The 12546-nt window shown below is 70.0% G+C and carries 12 protein-coding genes; 3 read left to right on the plus strand and 9 right to left on the minus strand.

What is annotated here, in order from left to right; translation table 11 throughout:
* Positions 1-57: 57 nt before the first annotated feature.
* Positions 58-621 (plus strand): regulatory protein RecX, encoded by a 564-nt coding sequence (locus F8M74_RS05335; protein WP_140857474.1) that lies wholly within the window; start codon positions 58-60, stop codon positions 619-621.
* 60 nt (positions 622-681) lie between these two features.
* On the opposite strand, the gene F8M74_RS05340 is transcribed toward F8M74_RS05335, so the two are convergent.
* The 8 genes from F8M74_RS05340 to map all read right to left on the minus strand — a co-directional run bounded on the left by F8M74_RS05340 (position 682) and on the right by map (position 7930).
* Complete coding sequence (locus F8M74_RS05340; RefSeq protein WP_140795614.1) at positions 682-885, minus strand: YtxH domain-containing protein; 204 nt, start codon at positions 883-885, stop codon at positions 682-684.
* A 75-nt stretch (positions 886-960) separates the two neighbouring features.
* Positions 961-1332 carry a hypothetical protein gene (locus tag F8M74_RS05345; RefSeq protein WP_140795615.1) on the minus strand — a complete coding sequence of 124 codons (372 nt, stop codon included), beginning with the start codon at positions 1330-1332 and terminating at the stop codon, positions 961-963.
* Positions 1333-1445: 113 nt separating this feature from the next.
* Positions 1446-2900, minus strand: a complete 1455-nt coding sequence (locus F8M74_RS05350; protein ID WP_141255100.1) for a S28 family serine protease — start codon at positions 2898-2900, stop codon at positions 1446-1448.
* Positions 2901-3056: 156 nt separating this feature from the next.
* A complete protein-coding gene (locus F8M74_RS05355) occupies positions 3057-3824 on the minus strand; it encodes a hypothetical protein (RefSeq protein WP_228559314.1) in 768 nt (255 codons plus the stop codon).
* A gap of 92 nt (positions 3825-3916) precedes the next feature.
* A complete protein-coding gene (locus F8M74_RS05360; RefSeq protein ID WP_141255098.1) occupies positions 3917-5662 on the minus strand; it encodes a hypothetical protein in 1746 nt (581 codons plus the stop codon).
* Positions 5659-6261, minus strand: coding sequence for a hypothetical protein (locus F8M74_RS05365; protein WP_141255097.1), 603 nt, complete (start codon positions 6259-6261; stop codon positions 5659-5661). Before F8M74_RS05365 ends, F8M74_RS05360 begins: the two co-directional genes overlap by 4 nt.
* A gap of 134 nt (positions 6262-6395) precedes the next feature.
* Positions 6396-7052: a DUF2231 domain-containing protein gene (locus F8M74_RS05370; RefSeq protein WP_141255096.1), complete on the minus strand. Its 657-nt coding sequence runs from the start codon at positions 7050-7052 to the stop codon at positions 6396-6398.
* A gap of 95 nt (positions 7053-7147) precedes the next feature.
* A complete protein-coding gene (gene map, locus F8M74_RS05375; RefSeq protein ID WP_141255095.1) occupies positions 7148-7930 on the minus strand; it encodes a type I methionyl aminopeptidase in 783 nt (260 codons plus the stop codon).
* Between the two features lie 77 nt (positions 7931-8007).
* Here map and F8M74_RS05380 point away from each other — a divergent pair, with 77 nt between their 5' ends.
* Together F8M74_RS05380 and F8M74_RS05385 are read left to right on the plus strand one after the other, a co-directional pair.
* Entirely contained in the window at positions 8008-8286 is a 279-nt protein-coding gene (locus F8M74_RS05380) for a LysR family transcriptional regulator (protein ID WP_141255094.1), read from the plus strand.
* Positions 8283-10547 carry a TonB-dependent receptor gene (locus tag F8M74_RS05385; RefSeq protein WP_141255093.1) on the plus strand — a complete coding sequence of 755 codons (2265 nt, stop codon included), beginning with the start codon at positions 8283-8285 and terminating at the stop codon, positions 10545-10547. The genes F8M74_RS05380 and F8M74_RS05385 overlap by 4 nt, the downstream gene beginning before the upstream one ends.
* 3 nt (positions 10548-10550) lie before the next feature.
* On the opposite strand, the gene F8M74_RS05390 is transcribed toward F8M74_RS05385, so the two are convergent.
* A complete protein-coding gene (locus F8M74_RS05390) occupies positions 10551-12539 on the minus strand; it encodes an ATP-dependent DNA helicase (RefSeq protein ID WP_141255114.1) in 1989 nt (662 codons plus the stop codon).
* Between the last annotated feature and the right edge of the window lie 7 nt (positions 12540-12546).

The raw sequence follows: 12546 nt of genomic DNA on the forward strand, positions 1-12546 counted from the left end.
GCACGCGCTTGGCGTTCCTTCCGGGTGTCGGACCTGGGTGGTAGACCCAGGTCCGTCATGGATGAGGCGCGGGGAGGACAGGACAGGAAGAAGGAGCGCGGGCCCAAGCGGCCCCGGAAGGTGTCCCCCACCTATCTGGAGAACGCGGCGCTGCACTACCTGAAGCGTTACGCGGCGACGAAGAGCCAGCTGCAGCGCGTGCTCCTGCGCCGGGTGGACCGCTCCATCAAGTTCCATGGCGGTGAGCGCGGCGAAGCGCTGGCCTGGGTGGAGGCGCTGGTCGCGAAGCTGGTCCGCAATGGCCTGCTCAACGACGAGGCCTATGCCCAGATGAAGGCGCACTCCCTGCGCGCCTCGGGCCGCAGCACGCGGGTGATTGCCCAGAAGCTGCGCCTCAAGGGCGTCCCCGCGGAAGTCGTGGCGAAGAAGGTCGCCGACGCCACCCACGAGGTGTCCGAGGAAGATGCCGCGCGAATCTGGGCGCGGAAGAAGCGGCTGGGGCCCTTCCGCACGCAGCCCGGCACCCGGGAGGAGAATCGGAAGCGGGACCTGGCCGCGCTGGCCCGGGCGGGCTTCTCCTTCGGCATCGCGAAGAAGGTCATCGACTCCAGCCCGGCCTGAGCCGGTCCGGTGAAACAGCGGCGGCCCGCCCACTCGGAGCGGACCACCGCGCAAGCACGCTCAGTTGTCGGTGGCGTCTTCGATCTTGTCCCCGGCGTCCTCGGCCGTGTCCTGAATCTTGTCGCCCGCCTCATCCGCGGCGTCCTCGGTCTTCTCCACGGCGCGCTCGGCGTCGTTCTCCGCGCTCTCCCGCGTGTTGCGGTGGCAGCCCGTGCCCACCACCAGAACGCCCAACGCCGCGGCCATCAGCATGTTCTTCAGCATTCGTTCATCCCTCCAGAAAGTGCGGCGGAAGATAGTCACGGCCGCCTGGACGCCAAGGAGGGGTTGAACACAATGTCAGAACACGCACATGAAGTCCGGCCCGCAGGTGCCCTGCAAGCCCTCGCAGAGGCAGTTCCAGTCCCCGCCACAGCGCATGGCCGGGCACACCTCGCCAGGCCCGCCGCCTCCAGGCCCGCCGCCTCCGGAGCCCCCACCGTCATCGTACTGGCAATAGAAGTCCACGCAGACCGCGCTCACGGCCTCGGGGCAGGCGACCTCGCAATGCCAGTCATCACCGCACTTGGCGACGGGACAGAAGAGAAGGCTCTCCGTGCGGGGCTCGCGTGAGACGAGCTCCTCGGAGGGCGGAGCAGCGACGGCGACGGTGGCGGACAGGCCCAGCAGGACGGCGACGGCCCAGGACGACTGCGCTGGCTTCGAAGGCATGGACAGGCTTCCTCTCGGGTGGCTGCGCAGGTCCACCACCGGGCGGAACCCCGCACAGAAAGTGTGAGCCTACCACTCCCACAGCCACACCGCGTCAGAGGACGCCGCGCCCGCTACCGGGCGCGATAGGCCTTCATGCGCGCGTCGCTCGACTCGCGGCGCCGCAGGACATCCATCCCCGTCGGGAGCTGCACCGGGGCGTCCGCCCACTCCGACAGGCGCCCGAGCAGGAAGCTCCGCTGCGGCTCCGGCAGCGCGCTCAACGTGCCGAAGAAGCCGATGCTGTCATCGGCGATGACGCGGTACGCGTCGTTGCCCGTCGTGGTGCTGAAGGCGCTGGCGGACCAGGGGCTCAGGTTTCCATAGACGAGCAGCACCCGCTTGGCCTCGAAGCGGGTCCACGCCTCCAGCAGGCCCACCGTCCACGGCTCGTACGGCTTGCGCACGCCCGTGGGCGGGAAGCGCGTGGGGAGGTGCTCACCGGCGTAGCGCAGCAACGGCCGCAGGTGAACCTCCGGGTACCCCGGGCCGCCCAGCTGCGTGGCGCCCTGGTAGTAGAGCGGCGCAGACTCCTCCAGCGCCTGGTCTGAGAAGGTGAACTCCAGCGTGGAGACGTAGCTGAAGAAGGCGAAGAGCTCCTCCGCGCTCGCCTCCGGCGAGGGCAGCCCTTCACACGTCCCCGCCATGCCGTAGTACTGCCAGAAGATGAAGGGCACCTCGATGACGGCGAACTCGAAGGCGCGGTCCTTCCCCAGCGAGTTGAAGGTGAAGCCCTGGGCGTCGTAGCCATCCATGAAGGGCAGCAACTCGTCGCGGCGGGTCAGCGCGGCGTACTGGAGGGAGGCGAGCTGCTGGCGGCAAGCCGCGTCGCCCACCTTGGTGAGGATGAAGCGCCCGTGTCGCGCGTCATGGAGGCCCCGGTTGTTCTGCGCCGAATAGGTCACCGTGGCGTGGACGTCGTTCGGGAAATAGAAGCGGTGGGCCAGGGCGGCGGTGCCTCCCTTGAAGACGCCGGTGGACAGCCAGCGCCCGCCGTACAGCGGCTTGAAGGCTTCGACGAGCCGGTGGGCATCCGCGGCCGCTTGCCACATCGTCAGCTTCCGCCAGTCCATGTCGGCCGGCTTGGACGCGCCGTAGAAGCGGTGCTCCACGGTGAGCTGATTGCCCTGGAGCAGGTCCGTGGGCTCGGCGGGGATGGGCTCCTCGAAGATGGCGGTGCCTTCCGTGTCCAGCACCATGGGCGCCGTCTCCGAGCGGTGCATCAGCGTCACCCGCTGCTGGAAGCGCGTGCCCCAGGGACGCAGGTGGTCCACGGGCTGCTCGTAGTCCATCGTGAAGAAGCGGAAGCCGTTGACCTCGACATCGGTCAGCACCGTGAGGCCGGCGATGGACTCCAGCCGGGTGCGGAGGTCCGCGCTCGACAGGTCCACGGAGACGGACGCGGGCGCGGTCCCCTGCTCCAGCGACTCCAGGCCCTCCGTCGTCGAGCCACCACAGCCGAGCAGCCATGCGCCGAGCAGGCCGCCCACCGCGAACCCCGCCCAGTTCCGCTTCAGCCCGCTTCGCATGGTGTCGTCCCTCTGGTGTCCGTTGAAGCCCGCGAAGATAGCAGGCCTGGGCCCACGCCACGCATGAAGCGCCTGGGCGCGGCATGCCTACATACCGGTCCCGCACAACGAGCGGTAAGGCAGACTATTTCCAGGAACGGCATCTAGCGCCGTGACTCAGAGTCCGGGCTGCCCCTGTTCGAGCAGGCCCTCGCGCACCAGCGTGAAGACCGCCTGCCCACACCGGCCCTGCATATCCGCAGTGGCACGCGCCACCCGAACGACGTAGCGCACACCGTCCAGGGTCAGCCGGGCCGATTGTCCCACCTCGGTCGTCACGGTGGTCCCCGGGCCTTGCGAACGATTCGCGTGAGTCACACGGAGTTGGACGTCCAGCGCATGCGTCCCATCCGCCAGCGTGCAGCCCGCGTCCTCCCAGCGGAAGCTCAACTCCGGAACGAGCCCTGGAGGAAGCAGCACGTCTCCCGCGACGGTGGTGGGAGCACTCGGCACCGTGAGCAGCAGCAACCGGCCCTCCGCGTCCCGCAGGGTGTCCCCCGACAGCAGCACGGGAAGCTCACCATCCTCCTTCGTAGGACAGGACGCGGGCTCGCGATGGCTGGTCCACTGAACGACCTGACCCGTCAGGTCCGCCAGCACGTCCGGCACCTGGAGGCTGTAGCTCACGCCGCCGCGCACCGGCCCCGCCTCGTACTCCAGCACGGAGGCCCACCGGTCCTGGTGCCGGTACGCGCCGCGCAACTGCCGTGCGACGGTGAAGCGGCGCTCCAGCCGCGTGTCCGTGCGCTGCTGCACGGCGTCCTCGGGCTCTTCCTTGAACGCCACGTCCACCTGCGCCGCGCGCCAGACCTGGACACACGGGCTCTCGCGTTGAAGCGATGCCAAGGCATGCCCGGCGTCGGGGACCGGCTCGGAGCACTTCATCTGGCAGCCCATCAGGCCGGTCAGGAGGAGCCCAGCGGCGCCACGCGTCCATCTCGCCGGGGCGCGACAACGTCCCGGACGAGGTCGCAGGCTCATGGGCACTCAGCGTACAGCGTCGTGCCGTCGGTCGACACGAAGAAGTCCTGCCCCTCCACCTGCCCCCGCGCCCGCAGCCGCTCCCGCGTGCGCTCCACCTTCAGGCGACGCGCCGCGACGGGTGGCTCCGCGTGGGGCACGCGCGGCTGGAACCGCACCGGCCCTCCCTTGTCGTCCGGAGCGTACTTCGCCAGCAGCGCACGGTGGGTGCCGTCGTCCGCGTCGCCGTCGTCCAGGAAGTCCAGCTCCACGGCGCCCCACTCATTCACATCGCAGTCGCACGAGCCGCACCCAGGGAAGCCGCATCCCAGGAAGCCGTTCCGACAGGAGACACACTTGCTCTTGGGGGACGCGCTACACGCCGCGCACGCATTGCCACCAAACGAGTACGTGTGCGAGCCCGGAGAGCCCACGCCGAGCATCTGGTAGCGGTAGTTCATCACGCTGGCGTGCACCACGCTGGTCTGCCCCGCCACGTCGTTGCCGTTGTGGTCCAGCGCCAGGTTGTGGCCCAGCTCGTGGATGAAGGTGCCACGCTGTTCCTGGATGCGCGGGCTGCTCCAGCAGCCCAGGCTGATGATGAGGTCATTGCCCAGCACCTCCGCCTTGCCGGATGAACACGACGTGCTACTGCCCTGCCGGTAGGCCCACACCGCGTAGTGGAAGTAGGGCCGCCGCTCCGGGTTCCCGGTGGAGAACCCGCCCTGCTTCAGCGAATAGAAGTCCACGCCGCCGCTGCACGCGCCGAAGCACACCACTTCATGCCAGGGCAGCGCGCTGTCGATGAAGGCATGCAGCCGCGCGCCCGCGTCCCGCGCGAACACCGCCGCCGCGTCCGCCACCAGCCCGGCGTAGGGCTTTCGCGTGAGATAGGGATTGGTGGGGTGCTCCATCCAATCCACCTCCACGTAGAGGTCCTTCACCGTGGGGCTGCCCCACTCGGAGAAGGAGAAGCCGTCATTGCCGAACAGCTCCAGCGTGTCCGGTATCCCATCCCCATCCGAGTCCTTCGAGTCCGGGTTCATCCCCACCAGCGGCTCCAGGGCATTGGAGATGCCATCTTCGTCCTCGTCGTTGTCGCTGAAGATGGTGGACCACAGCGCGTCATCGTGGACGAAGCTGGCCGTGCCCGTGCTTCCGGGAAAGCGGCCCACCACCACGCGCTGGGCGCCCGCGTTCTGTGTGCTCGCCGCGACGACCAGCGGGTAGGAGCGAGGCCCACTGTCATCGTCGTGTTGCAGGTACTCCGCGTTGGAGCGCAGCAGGAAGACCAGGTGGTCCCCCGCGCCCGGCGTCGTGGACGTGGCCCGGAAGGTGTCCTTCACGTTCCAGGCGAAGCTGAGCGGCACACCGCCGAAGGGCTGGTTGCTCAGGAGGAGCTCTCCGTTGCGATACAGACTGGCCGTCCCGCCGCGTCCTTCCGCATAGGCGCGCACCCAGACGCGGTAGAGCCCGGAGTCCGGCGCGGTGAACGTCACGCAGGAACGCGCCGCGCCCGCGCAGTCATCGCCCATGGCCACCTGGCTCCAGCCGCCCCGGTCCCGGAGCACGTGAAGGACGGTGTCCGGCGCGGTGCCCGTCAAATCCCGCGTCTCGAAGGTGTACGTCTGCCCCGCGTCCAGCCACGTGCCCAACCAGATGAAGGTGCCCCAGTCACGCGAGGCCACGTAGTGCGGCCCAGCCAGCACCAACGCGGGCGCCAGCAACACCAGCGTGAGGAGACTCCTCGGAAGCGTCTTCATCGCGTCTCCTCCGCGCGGAAGAAGGCTTCCTTGAAGGCGTCGTGCTGACGCGACTTTTCCTCTGGCGGAAGCGACCGCCACTTCACCTGCTCCACGGTCAGCGCCTGTTGGTAGCGCGCGTCCACTTCGCGCGCGAGGAGGTCCTCGGCCGAGGGCTCCGGCGGCGTGGCCAGCTTCGCCACCAGGTTCAGCGCCGCCAGATAGCGCCGTTCCTTCTCCACGCGTGCTTCGGGCGTGGCGTCCATGAAGGCGCGCTCCGTGCGCGTCACCAGCACCGCCAGGTCGTCCACCGGCCCTTCTTGAAGCAAGGCCAGCTCGTCCGGCGTCAGCGGCACCAGCGCGCGCGCAGCGAACCGCTCCCATTCCGGCGCTTCGTCGCGAAGGCTCGCCACCTGCACCGCGCGGCCGGTGTCATCCTTCTCGGGTTCGACATGGAAGCGCGGCTCGGCGGCGACCTTGGGTGGAGCCGCGGGCGTCCGGGCGACTTCGCGCGGTGCCCCTTGATTGCCGAGCGCCCACCGGGGGGCCAGCAACGAAGCACCTGCGCCAACCAGCATGATGCCCAGCACTACCGCTGCGACTTCCCCTCGTGTGCGCATGCGTCGTCCCCCACTCGCTGGCGCGCAGCTCTAGCGCCATTTACCGGGGACGGCAAACCCACCCCGCAGCAGTCTGTGCGGGGGTATCCACGTCACGCCGAAGTGTCATGACATGGACGCCGGAAGGGCGGGCACTACGCCTGAGGCATGGGACGGCCCGGGCCGTGGAACACGGCGACGGGCGAGGGCAACGTGAGCGACTCGTCCTCAGGCGCCGTGCCCGCGGCGCCCTTCGCGAGCGGAGGCCCACCGGCGAGCACCTCACGCGCACGCGTCACCAGCCACTGCACTCCACGAAGCGCGTCACGCACCAGCAGCAGCGGCGCGTCGCGCGACAGCAACGCGGGGGCGTTCGCATCGCGCATTGAAGCGGGCTGTCCCACGCCCAGCGCGTAGACCATCTTTCCGCCGAGCGCCGCCGTGCAGAGCGCCAGCCCACAGGCGCCCAGCCCCAGCGCCACGGTGGCCGCGGTGGGCTCGCGCCGCAGTCGCCACACCGTCACCCCCAAGGCGCCGAGCAGCACGGAGGCATTGCCCACGCCATGCAGGAACGTCATGTCCCGGGCACGCGGCGTCTCCAGCCGGACCTCCTGGCTGGCCGCCAGTCCCGACACGCCCGCGAGCAGGCCGCCAATGGAGCCGGCCACCCAGATGCGGCGAGCCACCCGGGCCCAGGCGCCGTCGCCTGTCGTCACCGAGATGAGGTCCGCCACCGCCGCCGTGGGTAACAGGGCCAGTGGCATGTGCACCAGTGCCGGGTGCAGCTCGTACAACAGCATCTCCTTCTTCATCGCGCGGCCTCCTGCCCTCATCCTTCAAGGGTAGGCACCCCGAGGACCCATGGCAGGCACGGCCGCCTGCCCGCCCTCCCAGGGCGGGGAAGCGTTCAGCAGGCGATTTCGAGCGAGAGGGCGAGCTCGGGCTGGGTGAGCACCTCGCAGCCGTCAGGGGTCACCAGGAGGGTGTGCTCGAACTGCGCAGACAGACTGCCGTCCTCCGTCACCACCGTCCAACCGTCGGCCAGGATGCGGATGTCCGGCCGTCCCAGGTTCACCATGGGCTCTACGGTGAGGACCATGCCCGAGCGCAGCTTGATGCCCGAGCCTCGCTTGCCGGTATGGGGAACGGTGGGCGGCCCATGCATCTGGTGGCCGATGCCATGCCCGCCGAACTCCTCCACCACGCTGCAGCCCTCCTTCTTCGCCAGCTCCTCGATGGCCGCGCCGATGTCCCCCAGCCTCGCGCCATGGCGGACGACGGCGATGCCCGCGTCACGGCACCGGCGCGCCACGTCCACGATGCGACGAGCGTCTTCGGACACCTCGCCAATGAGGAAGGTCGCGGAGGTGTCCCCGTGGAAGCCGTCCAGGCACGTCGTCACATCCACGTTGATGATGTCCCCACGGACCAGTTGCTCGCCGGGATTCGGGATGCCGTGACAGACGATGTGGTTGCGACTGGTACAGACGGTGGCCGGGTAGCCCTTGAACCCCAACTGACTGGGCTTGCCACCCCGGCGCGCCGTGTCCTCGCGAACCCACTGGTCGATGTCCGCCGTGGTGACACCAGGGGTCAGCTTCGAGGCAACGAAAGCCAGCGTACCGGCGGCGGCCTGACTCGCTCGGCGCAGACGTTCGACGTCCGTGCCCTTGAACAAGGGAATGCTCATGGCCGCCAAGGTGAGGGTCCAGGGTGCCTGGCGTCCAATGCTGTTTCGGTATGGCCGACAGCGCTAGAGTGGCGGACGTGAGCCTTACGCACATCCAGTCCTTCGTCGCCGTTGCCGAGGAGTGCAACGTGGGCCGAGCCGCGCGCCGCCTGCACCTGACGCAGCCGCCGCTCAGCCGTCACATCCAGGCGCTCGAGGACGAACTCGGAGCACGACTCTTCGAGCGGACCCGGGGTGGCATGCGCCTGCTCCCCGCGGGCGAAGCCTTCCTGCGGCACGCGCGTCGCATCCTGGCGGAGGTGGACGCCGCCGTGCTCACCGTGCGGGACGTAGCGGGCAGCCGCGCCGGCGGATGATGCAGCCGGGTTTGGGGCGGGCGTTCGGCGGCGTCATCCGCCCGACGACCTGGAACCGGGGCGTCGGGCTGCTAGAACGGGCATCGATGCCCGGCCTCCTCGTGACGCATCGGAGTCCTCACGTGCGCGCCATCCGGGTGCTCGCGCCCCTGCTCTGGGCCCTCGCCTCCTCCACGGTGATGGCGGCGCCGCCTCCTGAGGCCCAGGAGGTTCCCGACACGAACGGGCAGCCGCCGACGGATGCGCCCACGCGAGAGCGGACGGAGGCAGAGGACGCTGACGCTGGGCGGACCGTCGTCACGGGCTCGCGGCGTCCCCGACCTGCGAGGGACGTGCCCGCCACCACCACGGTCCTCCCCCGCCCGGAAATCGACCGGAGTCCCACGCTGACGCAGGACTCGCTGGTCCGCACCGTGCCCTCCGCCGCCACCTTCCGCCGCACGCCCAGCCTCGTCTCCGACCCGACGGCGCAGGGACTCAACCTGCGCGGGCTCGCGCCTTCGGGCGTGGCGCGCAGCCTCGTGCTGCTCGACGGAATTCCCGTCAACGACCCGTTCGGTGGCTGGATTTTCTGGCGCTCGCTGCCACGGCTCGGACTCGAGCGCATCGAGGTCGTCCCCAGCGGAGGCTCCGCCCTCTACGGCAGTGGCGCGCTCGGCGGTGTCGTGCAGCTCGTGTCACGCGACATCACCGGAACGCAGTTCGACGCGGATGCCACCTATGGCAACGCGCATACGGGCGTGCTCGCGGCACGCGGGGCGGAGATGTGGGGTCCCGTCCGCGCCTCGCTGGAGGCAGAGCTGCTCGACAGCGACGGCTACCCCATCGTCAGTGCCGCCCAGCGCGGCGCCATCGACGCGGACACGCCCAGCAGCCATGCCGTCATCAACGGGCGCGTCGAAGCGGATGCCACCGATGCGCTCACCCTCTCCGCCCGCGCCGGTCTCTTCCGCGAGGACCAGAACGGCGGCACCCAGCTCACCACCGCTCGCGTGGAGTTGGCGCACTTCGGCGCGGGCGCACGGCTGCGCACCGCGCACGGCGGCACCTTCACGCTGGACCTCTTCGGCCGCGTGCAACGCTTCGAACAGGACCGCGCGCGCATCGCCCAGGACCGCTCTTCCGAGGCGCTGGCCGCCAGCCAAGTTGTGCCAGCCAACGACCAGGGCGCGTCCCTCGTCTGGACCGGCCCGTCCTGGACAGCCCTGGGCACGCACGTCCTCACCGCCGGCCTGGATGCGCGCCGCATGGCGGGTACGTCCCGGGAGCAACTCTTCCCGCCCGCGCCCTCGGAGACCTCCCTCCGCCTGCGCGACACCGGAGGCACCCAACTGTCCGGCGGCGTCTTCATCGAGGACCTCTACACGCCCTCGCCCGCCCTGGAGCTCAGCGCCGCGCTCCGGATGGATGTGTGGCGCAACCAGAACGGTGAGCAGCGTCTGGAGCGCGCCAATGGCGCGGTGGACACGACGCGCTTCGACGACCGCACCGAGCAGCAGCTCAGCCCACGGCTGGGCCTTCGCGTGCGTCCATTGGAAGGGCTCACCCTGCGCGCCTCCGCCTACCGCGCCTTCCGCGCCCCCACGCTCAACGAGCTGTACCGCCCCTTCCAGGTGGGCACCATCCTCACCGCCGCCAACGCCAACCTGGGTGCGGAGCGACTGTGGGGCGCCGAGGCTGGCGTGGAAGCCGAGTCCTCCTCGCTGGGCCTCACCACGCGCGTGACGGGCTTCTGGAACATGCTCGACGACCCCATCACCAACGTCACGTTGGAACAGCCGCTTCCGGATGGCTCCACGCGCCAGCGGGAGAATCTGGGACAGGCGCGGGTGCGCGGCGTGGAGGCGAGCGTGGACTGGAAGCTGGCACGCCAGTTGACGGCGCTGCTCGCGTACACCTTCGTGGACCCTGTCGTGACGCGCTCGCCCGGGCAGCTCGGGCTGGTGGGCAAGCAGCTCGCCCAGGACCCACGACACCGGGGCACCGCCATCCTCACCTTCCACGACCCCGACATCGTGACGGCCACGGTGCAGCTTCGCGTGACGGGCGCTCAGTTCGAGGACGACCTCAACGAGCGCCCCATGGGGGGCTACGCCGTGGTGGACGTGTCCGCCAGCCGCCACCTCTTCTGGAAGCTGCACGTCTTCGGCGCGGTGGAGAACCTCTTCGACCGCGAGTACCTCGCGGGCCGCGCCGGGGTGGACACGTTGGGCCCGCCCCTGCTGGCGCGCATCGGCCTGCGGCTGCGCGACGCGCCCTGATGCTCAGCGAATGGTGCGCACCGGCCGCACCGGGCCGTTGAACCAGCGGCTCAGCGACACCACGTCCTCCATGCGGCGCGCGGGCGGGAGGCTGTCGAGGAAGACGCGGCCATACGCCTTCGTCACGATGCGCCGGTCCAGCATCGCCACGATGCCCCGGTCCGACTGCGTGCGGATGAGCCGGCCGAAGCCCTGCCGCAGCGCCAGCGCCGCGTGCGGGAGCTGGTACAGCTCGAAGGGCTCCTCGCCCCGCTGCTGGAGCTGTTTGATGCGCGCGGCCACCAGCGGTTCTCCCGGCGACGCGAAGGGCAGCCGGTCGATGATGACCAGGCTCAGCGCGTCGCCCGGCACGTCGACGCCCTCCCAGAAGCTATGCGCCGCGAAGAGGACGCTCGGTGTCTCGCGGAAGGCCTCCAGCAGTTGCTGCTTGGGGCGCTCGCCTTGCAACAGCGACTGATAGGGCAACCGGGGCGCCACCAGCTCATAGGCCCGCACCATGTTGCGCAGGGACGTGAAGAGCACGAAGGCGCGCCCACCCGTGACTTCGCAGAGGCGTTCAATCTCCTCCGCCGCCTCCTCGATGAAGCCCGGCGCGGACGGGTCCGGCAGGTGCGTGGGCAGGTACAGCGCCGCCTGCGACGGGTAGTCGAAGGGGCTGGGCACCGCCAGCGTCCGCACGCGCGTCACCGGCTGGCCGTCCTCGCCGTACAGGCCCATGCGGTTGGCGAAGAAGTCGAAGCGGCTGTCGGCCGCCAGCGTCGCGGACGTGTACACAACCGTGTCCAGCGCGCCGTACATCCGCTCGCGCAGCTCCTTCGCCACGTCGATGGGGCTGGCGCGCAGGAAGAGGCCCTTGCCCCGCTGCTCCGCCCAGTAGACGTGGTCCGAGGACTCGGCCTTCTCCAGGAAGGAGAGCTGCTCCTCCATCTCGTCCGAGCGGCGGGTGATGGCGGCCAGCTCCGGCTCACGCTCGCCCACCGTGAAGGCGGACAACGCGGCCAGCGCGTCCCGCACGCCCTCCAGCGGCGTGGACAGCTTCGCCATGACCTCCGCGCGCAGCGCCACGGAGGACTCGTGGCCGGACAGCCCCAGCGCCCGGGGCGCCTGCGCGAAGAGCGCATCCGCCCCCGCGCGCAACCGGGCCGCCAGCGCGCGCAGCATGGCGTGGCGGGCGTCGTCCTCCTTCAGCGACGCCACCGCGTCCCGCGCCAGCTCCTCCAGCCGGTAGTTGGACACGCTGCAACCGAAGTGGCCGCTGGCCGCGTCTTCCAGCGCATGGGCCTCGTCGAAGATGACGGCCTCGTACCAGGGCAGCACGCCCTCGGTGCGCTTGCCGGAGCTGCGCAGCGCCAGGTCCGCGAAGAAGAGGTGGTGGTTGACCACCAGCAGGTCCGCCTGCTCCGCGCGCTTGCGCATGCGCGTGACGAAGCACGTCTCGTACTGCGGGCACCTGGTGCCCACGCACGTCTCGGACGTGGTGGACAGGCGCGACCAGGCGCTGAAGGACTCGGGCAGGTCCAGCTCGCTGCGGTCGCCGGTGTCCGTCTCCTCCGCCCACGCCTTCAGCTTGGGCCAGTAGCGCGACTCCTCGCGCGAGCCGAACTGCGGCTCCTTGGAGAAGGCGTCATAGCGGTGCAGGCAGAGGTAATTGCTGCGGCCCTTGAGGTACGCGGCCTCGAAGCGCAGGCCCATCTTCTCCCGCATCAGCGGCAGGTCCTTGAAGAAGATCTGGTCCTGCAAAGTCTTGGTGGCCGTGGACACGACCACCCGGCGTCCCGACAGCAGCGCGGGCACCAGGTAGGCAAGCGTCTTGCCCGTGCCGGTTCCCGCCTCGGCCAGCAGGTAGCTGTGCTCGGCGAAGGCCCGCTCCACGGCGCGCGCCATCTGAAGCTGCTCCGGGCGGTGCTCATACGCGGGCAGCGCGACCTCGAGCGCGCCTCCCGGACCGAGCAGGCTGTCGACGGACGGAGGGGTGGAGACGGAGAGCGACATCGGCACC

The sequence above is a fragment of the Myxococcus sp. CA023 genome (assembly GCF_010998615.1).
Lineage (GTDB): Bacteria > Myxococcota > Myxococcia > Myxococcales > Myxococcaceae > Myxococcus.